General features: G+C 36.5%; 14 protein-coding genes and 1 tRNA gene. 10 read left to right on the top strand and 5 right to left on the bottom strand.

Annotated elements, in window-relative coordinates:
- Positions 1 to 232 precede the first annotated feature (232 nt).
- From C8N37_RS16170 to C8N37_RS16150, 5 genes are all read left to right on the top strand, one after another.
- Positions 233 to 3,040, top strand: a complete 2,808-nt coding sequence (locus tag C8N37_RS16170) for a PAS domain S-box protein (RefSeq protein WP_108159850.1) — start codon at positions 233 to 235, stop codon at positions 3,038 to 3,040.
- A 166-nt stretch (positions 3,041 to 3,206) separates the two neighbouring features.
- Entirely contained in the window at positions 3,207 to 4,028 is an 822-nt protein-coding gene (locus C8N37_RS16165; protein WP_170114546.1) for a helix-turn-helix domain-containing protein, read from the top strand.
- Positions 4,029 to 4,157: 129 nt separating this feature from the next.
- Positions 4,158 to 5,321, top strand: a complete 1,164-nt coding sequence (locus C8N37_RS16160; RefSeq protein ID WP_108159848.1) for a serine hydrolase domain-containing protein — start codon at positions 4,158 to 4,160, stop codon at positions 5,319 to 5,321.
- A gap of 269 nt (positions 5,322 to 5,590) precedes the next feature.
- Positions 5,591 to 6,460 (top strand): LytTR family DNA-binding domain-containing protein, encoded by an 870-nt coding sequence (locus tag C8N37_RS16155; protein ID WP_108159847.1) that lies wholly within the window; start codon positions 5,591 to 5,593, stop codon positions 6,458 to 6,460.
- Between the two features lie 77 nt (positions 6,461 to 6,537).
- Complete coding sequence (locus C8N37_RS16150) at positions 6,538 to 7,326, top strand: CPBP family intramembrane glutamic endopeptidase (protein ID WP_108159846.1); 789 nt, start codon at positions 6,538 to 6,540, stop codon at positions 7,324 to 7,326.
- Positions 7,327 to 7,605: 279 nt separating this feature from the next.
- Here C8N37_RS16150 and C8N37_RS16145 read toward each other — a convergent pair.
- Positions 7,606 to 7,681 (bottom strand) — tRNA-Lys (locus C8N37_RS16145).
- A gap of 222 nt (positions 7,682 to 7,903) precedes the next feature.
- Positions 7,904 to 8,857, bottom strand: a complete 954-nt coding sequence (locus tag C8N37_RS16140) for an acetyl-CoA carboxylase carboxyltransferase subunit alpha (protein ID WP_045754133.1) — start codon at positions 8,855 to 8,857, stop codon at positions 7,904 to 7,906.
- A 160-nt stretch (positions 8,858 to 9,017) separates the two neighbouring features.
- On the opposite strand from C8N37_RS16140, the gene C8N37_RS16135 reads away from it, so the two are divergent.
- Both C8N37_RS16135 and C8N37_RS16130 read left to right on the top strand, forming a co-directional pair.
- Positions 9,018 to 11,204, top strand: coding sequence for a glucoamylase family protein (locus C8N37_RS16135; protein WP_108159920.1), 2,187 nt, complete (start codon positions 9,018 to 9,020; stop codon positions 11,202 to 11,204).
- A 133-nt stretch (positions 11,205 to 11,337) separates the two neighbouring features.
- Positions 11,338 to 11,859, top strand: a complete 522-nt coding sequence (locus C8N37_RS16130; RefSeq protein ID WP_244914447.1) for an OmpA family protein — start codon at positions 11,338 to 11,340, stop codon at positions 11,857 to 11,859.
- Between the two features lie 129 nt (positions 11,860 to 11,988).
- Here the strand turns inward: C8N37_RS16130 and C8N37_RS16125 are convergent, their stop codons facing one another.
- The 3 genes from C8N37_RS16125 to C8N37_RS16115 form a co-directional block, all read right to left on the bottom strand.
- Positions 11,989 to 12,723 carry a YggS family pyridoxal phosphate-dependent enzyme gene (locus C8N37_RS16125; protein WP_108159845.1) on the bottom strand — a complete coding sequence of 245 codons (735 nt, stop codon included), beginning with the start codon at positions 12,721 to 12,723 and terminating at the stop codon, positions 11,989 to 11,991.
- A gap of 12 nt (positions 12,724 to 12,735) precedes the next feature.
- Entirely contained in the window at positions 12,736 to 13,440 is a 705-nt protein-coding gene (locus C8N37_RS16120; RefSeq protein WP_108159844.1) for an AAA family ATPase, read from the bottom strand.
- A gap of 81 nt (positions 13,441 to 13,521) precedes the next feature.
- Complete coding sequence (locus tag C8N37_RS16115; protein WP_108159843.1) at positions 13,522 to 13,971, bottom strand: GNAT family N-acetyltransferase; 450 nt, start codon at positions 13,969 to 13,971, stop codon at positions 13,522 to 13,524.
- 88 nt (positions 13,972 to 14,059) lie between these two features.
- On the opposite strand from C8N37_RS16115, the gene pdxR reads away from it, so the two are divergent.
- The 3 genes from pdxR to trxA all read left to right on the top strand — a co-directional run bounded on the left by pdxR (position 14,060) and on the right by trxA (position 20,588).
- Positions 14,060 to 15,523, top strand: a complete 1,464-nt coding sequence (gene pdxR, locus C8N37_RS16110) for a MocR-like pyridoxine biosynthesis transcription factor PdxR (protein ID WP_108159842.1) — start codon at positions 14,060 to 14,062, stop codon at positions 15,521 to 15,523.
- A gap of 212 nt (positions 15,524 to 15,735) precedes the next feature.
- Positions 15,736 to 20,160 carry a DNA polymerase III subunit alpha gene (gene dnaE / locus C8N37_RS16105; protein WP_108159841.1) on the top strand — a complete coding sequence of 1,475 codons (4,425 nt, stop codon included), beginning with the start codon at positions 15,736 to 15,738 and terminating at the stop codon, positions 20,158 to 20,160.
- Positions 20,161 to 20,270: 110 nt separating this feature from the next.
- Positions 20,271 to 20,588, top strand: a complete 318-nt coding sequence (gene trxA, locus C8N37_RS16100; protein WP_094772917.1) for a thioredoxin — start codon at positions 20,271 to 20,273, stop codon at positions 20,586 to 20,588.
- The last annotated feature ends 99 nt before the right edge of the window (positions 20,589 to 20,687 follow it).

Genomic DNA, 20,687 nt, shown 5'->3' with positions numbered 1-20,687 from the left:
GAATACAGTGGTTTTTAATATTTTCACATGACATCATGCTGTATAGTATTTCGTTTCATTACAGAATCCAACTTTTTGCTTTATAATTCTTATGGAAATCTTAATTATAAAATTAAATTTCCTATAAGTTTTAATTTGATACATTCTTTTGATCTGATTTCATGATTTGCTATTTAAAATGTATCTAATATTTTATTATATTAGTGATCATATAAAATAATCTCGAATTCTAATGCTATTAACTGACGGAGAGGATCTTTACAATGTCGTATTGAATGCACCTATAGGAATCTGTATACTGAATGCCGATACGCTTGTTGCCGAGGTTGTCAACGGTAAGTTCCTTGAGGTATCTGGTAAATCTTACGATGCTATATTTGGCCATTACTATTGGGATACTTTTGCAGAAGTTCGGTCGCAATATGAGTCTGCGCTTGCTGGTGTCATCCTTAGCGGACAGTCCTATTATGCTAATGAGGTGGAGCTGATGCTGATTCGCAATGGTCAGGAAGAAATAGTTTTTGTCACCTTTGTTTATGCTCCGATTAAGGATGAACTTGGTCAAGTTGGTAAGGTAGCTGTTTGGGTATTGGAAAATACCAGACAAGTTGTTGAAAGGCAAGAGCGGGAAGTGGCCACGTTGACTTTTAAAAAAGAACGAGATCGTCTGGAACGCTATTTTATGCAGGCTCCTGTAGGGATCTGTATCTTGCAAGGTCCAGAACTTGTTTATGAACTCATCAACCCGGCTTATGACAACATGTTACTTGACCGTGAATTGTTGGGACGTCCGATTTTTGAAGCTCTTCCTGAATTGGTGAATAGTCCTGTTCAGGAAATGCTCCTGAAAACTTATTACGATGGGGAGCCTTTTGACATGAATGATGTGCTCATTCCTGTTTCAACATTTGAAGGTGGTCCTACAAAAGATCGGTATTTTAGTTTCAGTTTTCAACCGAGGAGGGATGAAAATGATGTGATTGATGGTGTTGTTAATATTGTTTTTGAGGTAACAGGTCTGATCAAGACACAACGGGAACTTTTCGATGCTAGGGAATATGCTGAACAGCAGAAAAGGGTTTATGAAACTATTATTTCTAATACCCCTGATCTGATGTACGTTTTCGATCTTGACTACCGTTTTACATATGCAAATAGCGCACTGCTATCTATGTGGGGTAAAACTTGGGACAATGCGATTGGGAAAAGCCTGCTTGAAAATGGATATGAGCCATGGCATGCTGAAATGCATGAGCGGGAGATTGAATTGATCAAAAAGACTAAGCAATCTATAAGAGGAGAGGTTTCTTTTCCGCATGCAACGTTGGGAAGGCGTATCTATGATTATATTTTAATTCCAGTGCTTAATCAAGCTGGGGAAGTAGTTGCAGTAGCTGGTACGACAAGAGATATTACTGAACGCAAAAATTGGGAGGATGCCTTAGCGCAGAGTGCGGAAAAGTTACAAGCAATCAATGAAGAACTTGAAGCCTCTAATGAAGAACAAGCAGCTTCTAATGAAGAACTGACTGCGATCAATGAAGAGTTGGAGCAGGTCAATAGACAGTTGCTTGAGGCTAAGCAAAAGATAGAGGAAGGCGAAGTTGCTTTGCGTTTGGCGGTGAGTGCTGCTAATTTTGGTACTTGGTTTTTACATTCTGTAACCCGCGAGTTTATCACTGACACTCGTTTGAAGCAATTATTTGGATATTTTCCCGAAGAGGATCTTTCTTTTGAAAAGGCTTTGGCGCAAGTAAGAGATGATTACCGGGACTATGTTTCTGCTAAACTAGAACATGCAATCTATCATAATGGTAACTACGACGTTACTTATCCTATCATTGGTTATCATGACCAAGAGATACGTTGGTTACGTTGTATAGGGAATCTAAAGGCTGATCCATCGGGTACTTTTTCTACTTTTACAGGTATAGTGATGGACATCACGGAGCAACATTTGGCAGCTAACAATGTGGAACAAGCAGAGGAGGGCCTAAGATTAGCCATTGAATCGGGAGAACTCGCTATTTGGTATCTCGATCAAAAGCTAGGTACAATCATCGCATCTCCGCGGTTTAATGAGATGTTTGGCCTGAGATCTGATGAAAATGTTCCGTTTGAGGCTGTAATTGCTCAAATTTTGCCAGAATACCGTCAGATGGTTCAGAATGCTGTAAATGAGACTTTTGCAACTGGAGCTAATTTTAATGTTGAATATGCTGTAACCGGATTTCATGATGGAAAGCTGCGATGGGTGCGCTCAGTGGGGAAATATGTGCAGAACACTAAGAATGGTAATTATATTACTGGTGTAATGGCTGATATTACCGAGCAGAAAACGGATGATATCCGCAAGAGTGATTTTATTGGTATGGTAAGCCATGAGTTGAAGACACCATTGACTTCACTAAATGCCTACATACAATTGTTACAGCAAAAATTGATGTCGTCTAATGAACGTTTTATCATCAACGCACTGGATCAATCGGTAAAACAGGTCAAGAAGATGACCACGATGATCAACGGCTTCTTGAATATATCCAGACTAGAATCGGGTAAGATTCATATCGATCTTCAACATTTTGATATTGCTGAACTCGCTGCAGAAACGGTGTTGGAAACAAACCTCATGGTCAACACTCATCATATCGTGCTCAATCCTGTAATGCCTACTTTCGTAAATGCAGATCGGGATAAGATCGGACAGGTTATCAACAACTTGATCAGCAATGCGGTGAAATATTCTAAACCAGATACGCTGATTGAGATTTCTTGTGTCACTGATGGTGAAGAAGTGCGGGTCAGTGTCACTGATGAAGGGATCGGTATTAGATCTGAAGATATTAACCAACTTTTTGAGCGCTACTATCGGGTAGAAAGTACTAAATATATTTCTGGTTTTGGTATTGGACTTTACCTTTGTGCAGAGATCATCAAACGTCATGAAGGTCGCATATGGGTTGAAAGTGAACCTGAAAAAGGATCTACCTTTTATTTCAGCCTGCCTATTTTGAAATCAACTAAGGTGGATATGGACTGATGATCTAAAGCAGGTAACAATAGGATTGATATAATCTGATATGACTCTATGTAGATGTTGAAAATACAATCGTAAATAAAAATCAAAGTGATTAATTGGAATTAACGACAATAAATATGGTAGAGCGTTGTACTAACTTTTGTGTTGATGTTATATGCTACCCACTTTGAAAAAGTTAACAAAAATGAAGTTAGAGTTTTACAAACCACAAAATGAAATACTAAAAAAATATATTGAAGGATTTTATTTTCTTGCTCAAGATAAAAAATCCAGTCGAATTAATTATTTGACATTCCCCAACAACTTTTGTATTCTTTCTGTTAATCAACATGTAGAAATTGAACTTACAGAAAGACAGATTCTAATTTCAAGTTCTGATAAGCAGGATATCATGGCCAATTTTGTTTCTCGTTATTCTGAGCCGATAGAAGTGATATATCAGGGTGTTATAAATGAATTTACTACTTACTTCAAACCTCTTGGAGCCAATCATTTTATAGATGAGGCAAAAATTTTTAATCAACCAATAATTACTGATTTTAATCCATTTGATGATTTTAAGCCTAAAATGGAGAAGATTTTTAATGAAGGAAACCGTGAGCGTCAACTTGAACTATTGGAAATTTATTGGCTTTCTAAATATGATAAGAAGGATTTGTATCTGATGGGACAGATCTTGATCGATATGGAAGCGGATTTGAAAATTGAGCAGGTTGCAGATAAACACCAGATTTCAAGAAAACATATTACCACCATGTTTTTAAGACATATGGGTAAAACACCGTCTGAATATCGGAAAATCCATCGTTTTAGAAATACACTTCTAAATTATAAGAATAGCAAAAACCTAACTGCTCTTTCTTATGAAAATCTTTTCTATGACCAATCTCATTTTATTAAAGATTTTAAGGCATTAACTCATCTTCATCCAAGCGGGTTCTTCAAACATGTGGATACCGAAAGTGAGAATATTTGGTTTTTTATTTGAACGGTTACATTTTTACAATTTTTAGAGATTATCGTTTCTTTACTTTGTCCTGAAGTTATAGCGCTTTCATAAGCAGGATATGAATCTGACTATTTTTTCTTCATATAGCTTTTTAAATACTAAAATACAATGAAAATCTTTTTTTTGACCATTAGTCTTTTTTTTACTTATAGGATACAGGCTCAATCCATCAATCATCATAAATTGAGCGAACTTTTAATACAAGCTAAAGAATACAATAGTGAGGCTGTGATTATATATCAAAATGGAAATCTTGTTGCTGAAAACTATTTTGCAGCTGGATATGCCGATAAAAAGATTGAAGCGATGTCTGCTACCAAGAGTATTATCGGGCTTGCTGTAGCATGCATCTTAACTGAAGGGTTGATCGACAGTCTCGATACTCCTGTTTGGCACTTTTACCCCGAGTGGAAACAAGGAAAAAAGAAAGATATAACCATTAGGCATTTGGTACATATGACTTCTGGTCTTCAAAACCATCCAAATGCTGGTGAAGAAATTTATCCTAGTCCAGATTTTGTTCAACTCGCCTTAGCTGCAGAACTCTCAGATACGCCAGGTGAAGTGTGGTCGTACAATAATAAGTCGTTAAATCTGATGGCGGGAGTGATTCAAAAGATAACAGGGAAAAGAATGGATGTATATATTGGTGAACAATTGTTTTCTCCATTGAATATTACTGATTTTACCTGGACTCTGGATCATGCCGGCAATCCACATGTCATGTCGGGATGTCAAATCAAACCCAAAGATTTCGTCAAATTGGGGATTCTAGTTCTTAACAGAGGGCAGTATAACGATAAGATCATGATTAAACCTGAATATATCGATGAAGTTGTCAAACCTTGCCCACAATTTCCAGGCTATGGTATGCTTTGGTGGATCGATTATGATGAAAATATTTCTATTGTGGATGATGAAATTATTGATAATATTCAAACTGCAGGAATTGATTCTTCTTTTGTGCAGAAATTGAAATTGATGAAAGGTGTACATCCAACAAACGAGGCATTTTTATCTCAACTTCGGAAAGTTTTTGGTGACCAGTATAATGAAATTATTTATACAACACTTTTGGGTAAACACAAAATAAGAAAACGTGAATTCAAAGGCAATGTCAATTATAGAGCTGATGGGTTTCTGGGCAACTATTTGATAGTCGATCCTCAAGCAAAACTTGTCGCTTTGCGTATGATAAGTTATGATAGTTTTAGAGATCAAAACGATAATTTTAATTCGTTTAAAACTCTAGTTAATGAATTAATCCAATAGAACTCAGCCTATGGCTTTTCTACCACTTGAATAAGGTGTCATTGGATTCTCTAATATTTGATTGAGCTTAAATATTAAAGCTATATAACGGATGCATCTGGTTTTGAAAGATATTGAAAGTATGAGACAATATCATTGCATAACTGTATCTTGATCATATGGGAACTTTATATTAGATTTGGGGCTATACTTAAACTACAAAGATATTTTTGAGATTTTTATTTAGTGGCAAAGATTGAGTTAGTTTATCAATTTTATAATAAAGTAAAATGATTTTAAGAGCACAGTATCCCAACAGCGAGACAAGTAGAGAGATTATAGTAACATCGTCAATTGTCGGGATTTTATTATATTTTTCTATCATCATTTATCAACCATTTGGAACCAGCCAGTTTGAACATTCATATAAATATTTATTACTATTTCCTTATGCAATCATTACCGCTTTTTCATTTTGTAGTGTTAATTTATTAATCAGCAAACAAAAACGAAAATGGACTATCGGTTTAGAACTGTTTAAGATTTTTTTGATTCTGGTGGTGATTTCATTCTTTTCTTATCTATACAACACGTTGTTTTTAAGTCAAGTAGATCTTTCATTTGAGAACTTTCTGTATATGTTCGTTTATACTTCAGCATTAGGATTTCCTGTTGTTTTGATCTATATTTTGGCTAGATATATCTATCTCAATAATAAAAACAAACCTGCGATCAGCAACATGATAACTGCCAACAAACCTTTTATAAAACAAGAGAACTTTATTCAGATTGATGACTGTACGATCAAATTATGTATTGTTGCAGATTCTGCAAATTCTACTTTAGAAATAGCAGAGCAAGATTTCGTGTATGCAGAATCAGCAGATAATTATTGCATCCTTTACTTTTATGAGAATGGTATTATTCAAACGAAGTTTATACGCATTTCTTTGACCAAATTATTAGATCAAATTCAGACCGATACTATAAAAAAGGTGCATCGTTCTTTTATTGTTAATCTAAAGAAGGTAACGAAGTTCAAAGGAAATGCGTCCGGATATAAAATATCAATAGAAAATATAGATAAAGAATTAAGCATTTCTAGAAACTATATTTATTTGATTTTGCCTGTTTTAAAGAACATTGCTGTTCGTCCCTAACTTTTGTTCGTCACCCCTTTGATTTGAATTCGTACTATTTCTTATCTTTCTTTGCAAGAAAAATAAGAAATAACACTATGGACAAATTAAGATTTTTTTTAGTTTTTATTATTGGATTTGTAATCTATTTTTACATTGATGCCAATTTCTTTGCCTTTTTTCAGAAAGGAATAACAACCTTTACCGAATCAAAGGCTGCCGGACATATTTTTGCATACAGTATAACTTTAATACCTTTATTGATAACCGTAGCAATTTTATACAAAAGCTATAAAAATATGCTGGAGAAATTAGGTTTATCTAGAAGTGTATGTTTGGGACTTGCCTTTGCCTTTATATCCACTTTACCAATGCTCGTTGCTTATGCAATAAAATTTAAGATTAATACAGCATTATCATTCGATACAATTATTATCAATACAATTTCAGCTGCATTTTTTGAAGAAATCATTTACAGGGCATTTCTGTTTGGTATGTTGTATAAATGTACTCGATTAGGATTTGTACCATCTGTCTTTTTAGCTTCTGTGTTATTTGGAGTGGCACATTTATACCAAAGTACGAGCATCAATGAACTCATCGGAATATTTTTACTCACATTTTTTGGTTCTGTTCTATTTGCATGGATCTACGCAGAATGGAAATTCAATTTATGGACAGCGATTTTATTGCATTTTTTAATGAACTTTTACTGGTTGATTTTTGACGTAGATACTCATGCATTAGGTGGAATTTATGCGAATGTTTTCAGATTTTTAACCATATTATTGGCAATACTTGGGACAGTTTTGTTTAAAATGAAAAAGAAAATTCCTTTTGAAATAGGAAGAAAAACGTGGTGGATGAAATCCCAAAAATATATTTAAATCGAGGTTGTCTAAACGGGGCTGCGTTCTCAACAATTCCATACATGATATTGTACATCCTGTGGATCGTACCTGGCCGCACCTTCTTTCGAATTCATAATGTCTTTAAACAAGAAAAACTAATCGCAAGATTAGTTTTTCCTTTGTTATCCCGCTGGGATTTATTGCGCCCCATGTAACCCGGCCACATGTCCGCAATGAAAAAGGTCGAACCCATCCCGACGCTTTTGTTCGAATCCAGTAAAAACAAAAAAAGCCTCACATTTCTGTGAAGCTTTTTGGTGATCCCGCTGGGATTCGAACCCAGGACCCATACATTAAAAGTGTATTGCTCTACCAGCTGAGCTACGGAATCTTACTCATTTTAGAAGTTTTCTTCGTTGTTCGGAGTGATGCAAAGGTAGAAAAATCTAATAAACAGGACAAATATATGATCTGTTTTTTTTGAAATATGTCGTAACGTATTCTTTTTTAAAAACTTATTTTTTTATAAGACGAGATGAGGAGGGGATATGGTCAGAATAAAAGGGTCGGTTTTATCCAAACCGACCCTTTTCATGTTAATGAAAAGTACATATTACTCGACAACTACACCCATATTGCTGAATTTTGCAATGCGCTCATCAACTAAGATATCCTTGTCCTTAGCAGTTAAGATCGCTAGATCCTCTACTAATTTTGTTTTTAAAAACTCTGCTGCCAATTCTGGATTTTGATGTGCTCCGCCTAAAGGCTCTTTAATGATGCCATCAATAAGACCATTACCAAGCATGTCTTTAGAAGTCAATTTTAGAGCTTCTGCTGCTTTTTCTTTATGATCCCAACTTCTCCATAAGATAGAAGAGCAAGATTCAGGAGAGATCACCGAATACCAAGTATGCTCTAGCATGTATACCCGGTCACCGATGCCGATACCTAATGCTCCACCAGACGCACCTTCGCCGATTACTACACAGATAATTGGTACTTTTAATACCGACATTTCTAGTAGATTACGTGCAATAGCTTCACCTTGACCTCTTTCTTCAGCTTCTAGTCCTGGATAAGCACCCATAGTATCGATCAATGTAACGACAGGTTTGTTAAATTTTTCTGCCATTTTCATTAAACGAAGGGCTTTACGGTATCCTTCAGGGTTTGCCATACCAAAGTTGCGGTATTGACGCTCTTTTGTATTTTTACCTTTTTGATGACCGATTACCATAACCGATTGTCCTCCGATTGAAGCGAATCCACCTACGATTGCTTTATCATCTCTTACAGTACGATCTCCGTGCAATTCGATGAAATCATCGCAGATCATATTAATGTAATCAAATGTTTGCGGTCTTTCAGGGTGACGTGACATTTGCACATTCTCCCATCCAGATAAATTACCGTATATTTCTTTCTCAGCGTTCGCTAATTTTTCTTGTAGCTCCAACACAGTAGCGCTCATATCGACTTTCGTCTTCACGGCTACTTGTTCCACTTTTTCTATTTGCAATTGCAAGTCCGCAATTGGCTTCTCAAAATCAAATGTAGTTTTCATATAAAGTTGTTATGAAAAAATCAGATGGCTAAATTAGTGCATTTTTTCCGAAATTAAAATTACGTATGACATTTACATTGGAAATCCTTTATTACTTTTGTGTTTCAATAAAGTAGAGATGGCTTACTTTTTGTATGATTATATTTATCAATTTATGCGCATGTCAAAAAAAATACTATTCATTATAGGTTTATCTCTTTCTTCTGCAATGAGCTTGTCTGCACAAACTTATCCTGAAGTTGTGTTTGAAAATAGTCTCCTTTCGGGCAATTACGCCAAAAGTCTGGTGGAATATTCGGGAGAGAGCTGGGTGCAGAATGTAAAGAAAAATTTACCCACAACAGATTCTTTATTTTTTACTCCAGGGAATTCACTTTCGTTACGTTACTTGTCCTCTCGAGCAGGAACATGGAGAGTTGCTTTACTCAATGACCGGCACAAAGTAAATTATCAAGTGGTGGCAAATGATGTGTTAACCATAAAATTATATGTGCAGACCGCACATACAAAAGAGAAAACACTTCCGAAAATTCAATTGTTGCAAGGAGCTAGTGCGACTAATGTGTTGGATTTAGCACCTTTTATTGATGACTTTGATCACGATACATGGTTAAATGTAGAGATTCCTTTATCGAAGTTTTCAAATTTGAAAGCAGGTGAATCGATTTCTGAAGTGGTGTTTTCTCAAAACACAAGCGATGAAATGACTCATCAGCTGTTTATCGATCAAGTGGAATTTTTACCTAAAAACCCACCACGTGTCAAGTTGTCTTCTGGAGCCATTCTATCACAAGTCACCAGTATCGATAAACAAGTGGAGTTGCAGTGGCAATTGCCGTTGACACCTAGTATCCGTTATATCAAGATATATCGATCTACGGATAATGTTGATTTTAAACCAATTGCTATTCGTCCTGTATTTATGCAGAAGTGCTATGATCTTGTGGAAGAATTTAATAAGAAGTATTATTACAAAATTGCATGGGTAGACTATGACTATGTAGAATCTCCCTTTTCTGCTGTTAAAGAAATTTTAACAAAACCTGCTACAGATCTGGAACTGTCCAATTTGATTAAATTAGCAAATGTTAACTATTTTATCGAAAACTATGATATCAATAGTGGTCTTTTTTTACCCAATAAGGCAAATAAAAAGGCGATAGTTTCTATTGAAGAATCAGGATATGCAATATTATCATTGCTGGTAGGAGTTGAAAATAACGTTATTTCTCGACAAGCTGTTCTGATGCGATTGACTAGAATGATGAAATTCTTAAATAAGGCACAAAATCATGAAGGTGTATTTTCATCTTTTTATGATGGCAGGGAAGGGGTTCCTGTATACTTAAATAACGTACAAATGTACGATGTCAAGGCAACATCTACCCTGATAGAAGCACTGCTCGTGGCTCGAGAATATTTCTCTAAAGATAGTCCAGAGGAAAAGAGTTTGCGTGATGCTGTGAATGGATTATGGAAGCGTGTGAACTGGACTAAGCTTACTTCAACATCCAATCCTCATGCATTAGTAGATCAATGGTCGGCAATCGATAGTACCGCTCAATCTAAAAATTTAAATGGGCTGAATGACGGTCTAAGTACTTATTTATTAGCCATGTCTTCACCTACTTTTCCTTTATCTGATGCCAGTTATATAGCAGGTTATGCAAGGAAAGTAGCTGCTGTTGATAGCAATTCTATAGTCTATCCTGTTTCAAAGATTGATCAGGATGCTAAGATTGAATTGCGTACCGATTTTACTACTCCGCAATTGATGATGAATGGAACTGTTTCGGTTGAAGATTCTTTAATTTTTCAAAATCATACTTTCTACGGAAAGAAGATAGCGCTAGGAGATCTAAATAGCAGTATGATCGATTTTTATAGACCATTTCTAACGCTTGATCCTCGTGGCAAATACGATGGTCATGTGGATTATGGTCAGTTGGCGAGTAATTATATTTTAGCGTATAAAAGGAGGGATAATGAACTGAATCTAGGGTCTACCTATACAGATATCTGGGGTGTTCAAAATCCTGCAGACCAACATGGACATTATCTGGTTAATCCAGCGATAGGGATTTCAGCGGTTGCCTTTGAACAGGAGATTGGACAAAAATCATTGCGTAAATTTTATGATCAGTATGCTCAGGTTTTGTTTACGCAATATGGTTTTAGATCGTGGATTGATTTAAAAAATAATGATGTTTCAGATGATTTTACACCGAAAAATCAAGCTACAGTTGCTATTTTAATGGAAAATGCAAAGTCTGGTTTAATCTGGAAGTTGTATAATCAAATCCCAGAGATAAACGCCACGCTGAAGAAAATATACGTAAAGAAGTAAGGATTGCTCCCATATGGAAGCACACCTTGTTGAGGGCTAAGATTTCATTTCTTAGCCTTCTGTTTTTCGGGAGTTCACTTTTTTTTATATCTTTACTTTTAGTTTTTGCGTTCATAAAAAATCCAAACAATCGATGATAAAAAAAATAAATAGTATTGCTGTTGCTCTAATTTGTTCGGTTTCTATATTCTCATGTAAACCACAAGCTGTTATTGTTAACCCCGGTGCTGTTGTCAGTATCGACGGTACTGACGATGGTTTGAAAAATGTAAAGCGTGATTTTGAAGATGCAACTCGTACAGATGAGGGTATTAAATTTACTATTTCGTCTGATTTGCTTTTCCCGACGAACTCTTCTTATTTGACGGATAAGGCAAAATCTGAATTGAGTAAAGTGGCAACGCTTTTAAAAGAAAATAAAAGTAAAATCCGTGTTGATGGTCATACTGACGCAACGGGTACGGTGGAGTATAATCAATGGCTGTCCGAAAAACGAGCTAACTCTGTTAAGAAATTCCTCACCGATGCTGGTATTGCTGAATCGAGAATTGCAGCAAAGGGAATAGGGCAAACTAAACCTGTTGCGGATAATAAGACTCCTGAAGGACGACAAAAAAATAGACGTGTAGAGGTGATTATTTTGGATGCAAAATAAGTAAACTACAATCCTAATCGTATAGTAAAAATAATAAAGGCTTTCAAATAAAAATGGAAGCCTTTATTATTTCTTTTAAAAATTAAATATATCATGATAAGTTTCATGTTGGGGTGACCATGTACTTATCTATGCATGAGTTTCATTCCAATAATAAGAATCTGGATATATTCGTGCTCCAAATATGGCTGTCCCAATACGTACGATCGTTGCGCCCTCTGCGATTGCAATCTCGTAATCTCCACTCATCCCCATAGACAACTCTTGCATGCTGACATGCGGTATATCAGCTTTGATAATTGCCAATTGTAAATTTTTAAGCAGTCTGAAACATTCGCGCACTTTTTCTTTGTTTGTACTAAATAAACCAATCGTCATAAGTCCTTTGATTCGGACATTTTCAAGGTTGACTATTTGTCGTATGAGAGCAATAGTTTCATCTGGAGCTACACCAAATTTGCTTTTTTCCTTTGAGGTGTTGACCTGAATCAAAATATCCATGAACTGATTATTGGCTTTTAATTTTTCATTTAATTTTTGTGCTAAATCCAAACGATCGATCGATTGGATACAACTCACATCGTGCTGTAGGATGTATTTGATTTTATTGGTTTGTAAATGCCCTATAAAATGGCTATGATGAGGAATGTTTCTTAAGTGATCGTATTTTTCCCTTAATTCTTGAACCTTGTTTTCAGCAATACACGTATAGCCGGCAGATAATGCTATCTGTATGCGATCCGGGGGTACTGTTTTAGTTGCTAGCAGCAATTTGACTTCTTTAGGATCACGGTGATTTTGAATACAGCAAGCCTTGATCTTTTTTTGGATAACTTCAAGATTGTCTAGGATAATATCGCGCATATTTTATTGTTTTTATTGCCGTTCTAATTTTGCTATGAGGAGCGCTTTAGCTTGCGTAAAAGCATAATCTTTGGCCTCTGCATACGAAATCTCGTATTTTCGTTTAAATTGTTTAATTTCTTGGGGTAAGTTTTCGCTCAGCTTATCGTAGTACTGATTTAATTCGACTTGTGTCGGTAAATCATAGCTTATCTGCACTTGGAATCTGCGTAATAATGCTTTATCAATAATTTCGGCGTGGTTAGTGGCGGCAATCAATAATACGGTCTGTGGAAGATAGTCGATCAGCTGGATCAAGGTATTGACCAGACGTCTCATTTCACCAACATCTTTGTCATCATTTCCTCGTGCTTTGGCAATTTGATCAAATTCATCTAAAAACAGCACCGCTTTTTCTCGAGCAGCTTTATCAAATATTTGTTTAATATTTAGTGATGTCTCACCAATTCGAGCACATACGATGGTGCTGAGATTAAGTATCAAAATAGGCTTATTCAATGTCTGCGCTATTGCTTTAGCAGTAGTTGTTTTGCCGCAACCTGAGCTACCATGTAATAATATCTTATTATTTATAGGAAGTCCATACTGAAGTAGTTCTAAACTGTAGTTGTGCTCTTTTATCAATTGCTGTATGGCATCTTTATTTTCTTTGTTGAGAAAAATATCCGCTAATTCAGTTTTTTCTCCTTTGGTAATGATCAGATCAGAAATATTCATGGTAGCAATTTATCAAATTTTGTATAAAACTGATGATTGATTTTTAAGAATGACGAACGTTTTACGTTCGCCATCTCTAGTTTACGATCTCCACCAATGATAGTAATTATGTAGCCCATCATATTCAAATCCACATCGAGGATACAAGCTGTTGCCTATGTCATTTGTTTTTTCAGTTTCCAGCATCAATCCGCATGCATTTGTTTCCTCGCACCAAAGTTTGCTTCGATCTATCAATGCAATGGAAAGACCTTGGCCACGGTAATCGGGGTGCACGTACAAATCACTTAGTAACCATTGTTTCGCTAGTTTAGTGTAATGAAATAATTTGTAAAGTTGAACAAAACCTACCGCTTGATTATCTACCAAGACTAAGAAAATAGTGGATTCATTGTTGATAAATCTTTCTCGGAGAAAATCCTTTCCTTTTTCCAAATCAGACTCCTGACGGTAAAAGATGCGATAAAGGTTAAATAAGGTAGCTGATTCATCTAGATCTGCTAATGTTGCTTGTTTGATTAAAAATTCCATTTGTTTTATTTTTTTGATTGATGTGACAAAATTATCCTTAAATAGGACTATCTTTATGCTCCAGTTTTAAGTTAATCAGTAGTCCAGTATGCTTCCGTTTGAAAACATCATTATCATTGACAGGTCAAGTACTATTCCCATATATCGGCAGATAGCGCTTGCCATTATCAATGCAATATGTGATAGTGTGCTAAAGCCTGGATCGCATTTACCCAGTAGCCGTGAGTTGGCAAAAACATTAGCTCTTCATCGCAAAACAGTGATTGCGGCTTATGATGAATTGCAGTCTCAGGATTGGATTACTGTTGTGCCCAGAAAATACGTTGCCGTTTCAGAATGTATTCCAGTACTTAAGGCACAGAAATGGAGTCAATCTGTAAAACGTGTTACCTATGGGGAAGATCTGCCTGTGCGTTATAATATAGTAGCAACGGCCCCGTTATCTAGATCAATAGATCATTTGAAGCTATTGATGATTGATGACGGTTATCCCGATATTCGTTTATCTCCGATTGATGATTTATTGAAAACCTATCGCACTTTTACTAATCGCAGAACCATTTCTAAGATAGCTAATATAGGTACCGCACAAGGGGTGTTGAAACTCCGCGAGCAGCTGGCAAATTATTTAATGGAGTCTAGAGGGCTTGCTATGTCCGCGGAGCATCTTCTCATCACTCATGGTGCGCAGATGAGCATCTATTTGGTGGCTCAATTGCTGTTAAATGCGCATTCAAATATTATTGTAGGTCAGCCAAATTATCCTTTAGCTAGTCAGGTGTTTAAAGCGACAGGTGCTGAGGTTATTCCTGTTCATGTTGATGCTGATGGGATTGATACGGACGCGATTGAAGCGCTGTGTAAGGTGAAAAATATTGATGCTATTTATGTGATCCCACATCATCACTATCCGACTACTGTAACATTGTCTGTAGAACGGCGTTTAAAATTATTGGCTCTTGCTGAAAAATATGCTTTTATTATTATTGAAGATGATTACGACTATGATTATCATTATACCTCTTCTCCTTATCTACCATTGGCAAGTGGTCATCATCGAGGAAATGTAATTTATATTGGATCTTTCTCTAAAATATTGGATCCTTCTATCCGAATTGGTTTTATGGTGGCGCCACAGCGATTTATCGATCATTGTGGCGCCTATAGAAGGATGATTGATGTGGGTGGAGATGGTTATATGCAACATGCTTTGGCAGAGTTGATCAGTGATGGTGAGTTGAAGCGGCACTTGAAGAAAGCAAGAAAGTGCTATCAACTAAGGCGAGATTATTTGGATCAATTGCTTCGGGAGCGATTGAGCCCATATATAACATATCGCTTACCGGCTGGTGGTATGGCGATTTGGTTACGCTTAAATCCTGAATTCATGATTGAAGATCTGTTGTTGAATTGTTCTCTGCAAATTGTTAGAATTGATGTGGAGCAAAATGCTTTTCGATTTGGTTTCGCTTCATTAACAGAAATTGAGCTGAAACAGGCAGTTGAGGAGTTAGGGAAAGCATTCAAAATAATGGAATGTAATAAAAATTAATTTTATCCTGATTGGAGGGGCATTTTTGCATTTTAAATATGCTTTAAAGTATGGATAAGGGGTAATAATTTTTTATGAAAATGACGATTTTTTCAGTTTAAGTGAGGAATAATTTTGTAAATTAGTGGACTTTTTAAAAGCGTCAATGTTGATGTTTTTAAAAAGTTTAGTTGTTGATAGTTAGCTATTTAGAAAGGATAAAGGAAGAAGGTATGTACATTATATTTGATACGGAAACAACAGGATTACCCAAACGTTGGGATGCACCAATTACTGATACTGACAATTGGCCGCGCTGTATTCAAATAGCATGGCAGTTACATGATGATATGGGTAACTTGCTGGAGCATGACGATTATTTGATTAGACCTGATGGTTATAATATCCCTTATGATTCGGAGAAGATTCATGGTATTTCTACCGAATTAGCTACTGAGCAAGGCGTTCCGATTCAAGAGGTGCTGGTAAAATTTAATGCTGCTTTGGCAAAAGCCAAATTTGTTGTCGGTCAAAACATTGGTTTTGATTTAAATATCATGGGTTGTGAATTTTACCGTTATGATGTGCAGTCACCTATGGGTGAAATGCCAATACTAGATACCTGTACCGAAGTTACAGCAAGTTTGTTGCAGCTTCCTGGTGGACGTGGTGGACGTTTCAAATTACCTAATCTAACCGAACTTCACTCTTATCTCTTCGGTGTACCTTTTGCTGAGGCACATAATGCAACTGCCGATGTGGAGGCAACGACACGATGTTTCTTGGAGTTGGTTAGAAGAGAAGTTTTTACTCCTGAGCAGCTGCAAACGGATACAGGTTATTTTGTAGATTATAAACAACAAAATCCTCATCCTATCCCAACTGTAGGTCTGAAGCATGTGAATCTAAAAGCTGCTTCTGATGCTATACGTCAACGTAACAAACCAAGTGGCGGTCAAGATGTGGTTATTGATCATGAGGTACTGAATGATTTTGAAAATGCTGATTTTGCACATTTACATAACCATTCTCAGTTTTCTGTTCTACAATCAACGATCTCCATCAGCAGTTTGGTGGAAACTGCTGCTAAATATCGTATGCCTGCTGTTGCTCTAACGGATCATGGTAATATGATGGGTGCATTTCATTTTGTTGCGAAAGTTGGAGATCATAATAAGGCAGCTAAGGCCAAGAATGAGGAGTTGGAGGCCGCAGGAGAAAGTCCTACAGAGAAAATCATCAAGCCTATAGTTGGGTGTGAATTTTTTGTATGTGATGATCGTCTGGATAAAAAAAGAAAAGATAATGGTTATCAAATTGTCTTTTTGGCAAAAAATAAAAAGGGTTATCATAATCTTGCAAAAATGGCCTCTGTAGCTTATACAGAAGGATTCTATTATGTTCCCCGTATCGATCGAAAGGTTGTGGAACAATATAAAGAAGATTTGATTGTACTATCAGGTAATTTGCAGGGTGAAGTACCGAATAAAGTCTTGAATATTGGTGAAAATCAAGCTGAAGAAGCGCTTCTGTGGTGGAAAGAACAATTTGGTCCAGATTTTTATATTGAAGTGATGCGCCATGGTCAGGAAGACGAAGATCGTGTGAATACAACGTTGGTGAGTCTGGCTCGTAAACATGATGTGAAACTAATAGCCACCAATAATACATATTATATCAATCAACCTGATGCACATGCTCATGATATTCTACTATGTGTCAAAGATGGTGAGAAGTTAAGCACACCGAAAGGTCGTGGTCGTGGTTTTCGCTTTGGGCTTCCTAATCAACAGTATTACTTCAAATCTGCGGAAGAAATGAAGAAAATATTTAAGGATGTGCCAGATGCCATCATTAATATTCAAGAAATCGTAGATAAGATTGAGATCTTTACTTTGTATCGAGATGTTCTTTTACCTGCATTTGATATCCCTGAAGAGTTTCAGGTCGCCGAAGATCAAGAGGATCATGGTAAGCGGGGTGAAAATAAATACCTCAGATATCTGACTTTTGAGGGGGCTAAACGACGTTATAAGGAAGGATTGACCGACGATATCATAGAACGTCTAGACTTTGAGTTGACTACCATCGAGAAAACAGGTTATCCTGGTTATTTTTTGATTGTGCAAGATTTTATAGCTGAGGCACGTAAGATGGGGGTTTCAGTAGGACCTGGGCGCGGTTCGGCTGCTGGTTCTGCAGTAGCTTATTGTTTGGGAATTACTAATCTAGATCCCATTCAGTATGATTTACTATTTGAGCGTTTCTTAAATCCCGATCGTGTATCCATGCCCGATATTGATATTGACTTTGATGATGAGGGCCGTGGTCGTGTAATGCAGTATGTGATTGATAAATATGGTTCTTCTCAGGTTGCTCAGATTATTACGTATGGAACGATGGCAGCCAAATCATCTATTAAAGATACAGCCAGAGTATTAGACTTGCCTTTGCAGGAAGCTAATGAAATTGCAAAATTGATTCCAAATTTGAAGTTGTCGAAAATTTTCAATATGGATGAAAAAGCCTTGAAAGAGACTTTACGTGCAGATGAATTGGAAGCCGTAAACCGTCTAATCGCCATATCTGAAGGCGCTGGATTAGAGGCTGAAACCATTAAACAGGCGCGTGTATTGGAAGGTTCTATGCGTAATACAGGTATCCATGCCTGTGGGGTAATCATTACTCCCGATGATATTACCAATTTCGTTCCTGTCTCCTTAGCAAAAGACTCCGACTTATATGTAACGCAATTTGATAACTCGGTTGTTGAGTCCGCTGGCCTATTGAAAATGGATTTCTTAGGGTTAAAGACACTTACCCTGATTAAAGATACGGTGGCAAATGTCAAGTTGAGTAATGGCTTGGAATTGGATCCTGACGAATTTCCGATTGATGATCAGTTAACTTACGAGTTGTTCCAAAGGGGAGAGACGGTAGGGGTGTTCCAATATGAATCTCCTGGTATGCAGAAGCATATGAAGGATCTGAAACCTACTGTTTTTGCCGATTTAATTGCTATGAATGCACTCTATAGACCAGGGCCGATGGAGTATATTCCTAGTTTTATTAAGCGGAAGCATGGAACAGAACCTATACTATATGATTTAGATGCTTGTGAAGAGTATCTCAAAGAAACTTATGGTATTACTGTATATCAAGAGCAGGTTATGCTTCTATCGCAGAAATTGGCTGGATTTTCTAAAGGTGATGCCGATGTTTTGCGTAAAGCAATGGGTAAGAAGCAGAAGGCGGTATTGGATAAGATGAAACCTAAGTTTGTTGCTCAAGCTGCAGAAAAAGGACACAATGCCAAAGTGTTGGAAAAAATATGGACGGATTGGGAGGCATTTGCAAGTTATGCGTTTAATAAATCTCACTCAACCTGCTATGCTTGGATTGCTTATCAAACAGCTTACTTAAAAGCGCATTTTCCAGCGGAATATATGGCTGCTGTACTCTCCAATAATATGAATGACATCAAGCAGGTCACATTTTTTATGGAGGAATGTAAACGTATGGGTCTGGAAGTATTGGCTCCAGATGTAAATGAATCTCATTATAAGTTTACTGTGAATGATCGGGGTGCTATTCGATTTGGAATGGGCGCTGTAAAAGGTGTTGGGGCAGGTGCTGTAGATACGATTGTACAAACGCGAGCATCTGGTCCTTATAAATCGGTATTCGACTTGGCCAAACGAATCGATCTGCGAGCAGCAAATAAGAAAGCATTTGAAAGTTTGGCTTATGCCGGTGGTTTTGATAGTTTTCAAAATATGCATCGTGCCCAATATTTTCATGCTGAAGATAATTCAACGGGATTAGAAAAAGCCATTAAGTTTGCTCAACGATTCAAAGAGAATGAAAATTCGGCACAAGTAAGTCTTTTCGGAGGCGATGGTGCAGCGGACCTACCTGAGCCTGTTTTAGCATCTTGTCCACCTTGGGGACTGATCGAGAAATTGAAATATGAAAAAGAAGTGATTGGAATTTATTTGACCAGTCATCCTTTAGATAATTATAAGTTTGAGATCAAGCATTTCTGCCAAAATAAAGTCAGTGATCTCCAACTGATCAATAAGGTGAAGGCTTCTGAGGTAGAAGAGGATGTATTGCTGGATTTTAATCGAATAAAAAATAAGGAAGTCGTGATCGGTGGAATCATTGCGATGGCTAATCATAGAATTGCAAAGTCTGGTAAACCTTTTGGTTCATTTATTATCGAGGATTATTCCGATTCTTATGAAATCATGGTTTTTGGTGAGGATTATGTCAAGTTTAAGGGTTATCTAGAGGAAGGATATTTTGTTCAGCTTCGGGGGTTAGTGCAGGAAAGATTTAAGCAGGTTGGTAATTGGGGCTTTGAAATTAAAGGCATTCAGTTGTTATCGGATTTAAGGGAGAAAATGGCTAAAATATTTACCATTAATATCGCGCTACCTGCATTGAACGATATGTTCTTAGAAGAGATGAAGCAAGTATTGGACTCGAATGAGATCGAAGGTGTAGTTCCGAATTGTCAACTGCGTTTCAAAATTTGGGATCCCCAAGATGAAATTTCAATCGAAATGCCTGCGAAATTGAAGCGAATCAATTTGACAAATGAGTTTTTAGAAGCAATAGAGGGATTTGAGGGTGTCAATTACCGATTGAATTAAAAGAAGTCAATTTAATATTACACTTATATTACGTACATCTTTATTATATTTGTTCTTATAAAAGAGTAAATAATAATTAACAAATAACTTCGGTTAAAAAAATAAGAAATATGGCTTTAGAAATTACAGATAGCAACTTTGAAGAAGTTGTTTTGAAATCGGACAAACCAGTTTTAGTTGACTTTTGGGCAGAATGGTGTGGTCCATGTCGTATGGTAGGTCCAATTGTGGAAGAATTGGCTAATGATTACGGTGATAAAGCAGTAATCGGAAAAGTGAATGTAGATGAGAATCCAGAAATCTCAGTTCGTTTTGGAATTCGTAACATTCCAGCTTTATTGTTCTTTAAGAACGGTGAAATTGTTGATAAACAAATCGGAGCTGTTCCAAAATCAGTATTAAGTGAGAAATTAGAGAAGCAATTTTAGTTTTATTGTATAAATCTTGTTAAAAGGGTGAATTTTTTAAATTCATCCTTTTTTTTGTTCCTTATATTTTGATATTTATAAGTTTTTATTCATTTAGTG

Origin of the sequence: Sphingobacterium faecium (genome assembly GCF_003054045.1) — a bacterium.
Lineage (GTDB): Bacteria > Bacteroidota > Bacteroidia > Sphingobacteriales > Sphingobacteriaceae > Sphingobacterium > Sphingobacterium faecium.
Note: the sequence above shows the minus strand (reverse complement) of the source record. Positions and strands in the feature narration are given on the sequence as shown.

What these genes read in the sequence shown, in the direction of transcription:
- pdxR (WP_108159842.1), top strand. Translation starts at nt 14,060, where the DNA reads ATGCTTCCGTTTGAAAACATCATTATCATTGACAGGTCAAGTACTATT.
- dnaE (WP_108159841.1), top strand. Translation starts at nt 15,736, where the DNA reads ATGTACATTATATTTGATACGGAAACAACAGGATTACCCAAACGTTGG.
- C8N37_RS16130 (WP_244914447.1), top strand. Translation starts at nt 11,338, where the DNA reads ATGATAAAAAAAATAAATAGTATTGCTGTTGCTCTAATTTGTTCGGTT.
- C8N37_RS16115 (WP_108159843.1), bottom strand. Translation starts at nt 13,971, where the DNA reads ATGGAATTTTTAATCAAACAAGCAACATTAGCAGATCTAGATGAATCA.
- C8N37_RS16160 (WP_108159848.1), top strand. Translation starts at nt 4,158, where the DNA reads ATGAAAATCTTTTTTTTGACCATTAGTCTTTTTTTTACTTATAGGATA.
- C8N37_RS16135 (WP_108159920.1), top strand. Translation starts at nt 9,018, where the DNA reads ATGTCAAAAAAAATACTATTCATTATAGGTTTATCTCTTTCTTCTGCA.
- C8N37_RS16155 (WP_108159847.1), top strand. Translation starts at nt 5,591, where the DNA reads ATGATTTTAAGAGCACAGTATCCCAACAGCGAGACAAGTAGAGAGATT.
- C8N37_RS16140 (WP_045754133.1), bottom strand. Translation starts at nt 8,857, where the DNA reads ATGAAAACTACATTTGATTTTGAGAAGCCAATTGCGGACTTGCAATTG.
- C8N37_RS16150 (WP_108159846.1), top strand. Translation starts at nt 6,538, where the DNA reads ATGGACAAATTAAGATTTTTTTTAGTTTTTATTATTGGATTTGTAATC.
- trxA (WP_094772917.1), top strand. Translation starts at nt 20,271, where the DNA reads ATGGCTTTAGAAATTACAGATAGCAACTTTGAAGAAGTTGTTTTGAAA.
- C8N37_RS16125 (WP_108159845.1), bottom strand. Translation starts at nt 12,723, where the DNA reads ATGCGCGATATTATCCTAGACAATCTTGAAGTTATCCAAAAAAAGATC.
- C8N37_RS16120 (WP_108159844.1), bottom strand. Translation starts at nt 13,440, where the DNA reads ATGAATATTTCTGATCTGATCATTACCAAAGGAGAAAAAACTGAATTA.
- C8N37_RS16170 (WP_108159850.1), top strand. Translation starts at nt 233, where the DNA reads ATGCTATTAACTGACGGAGAGGATCTTTACAATGTCGTATTGAATGCA.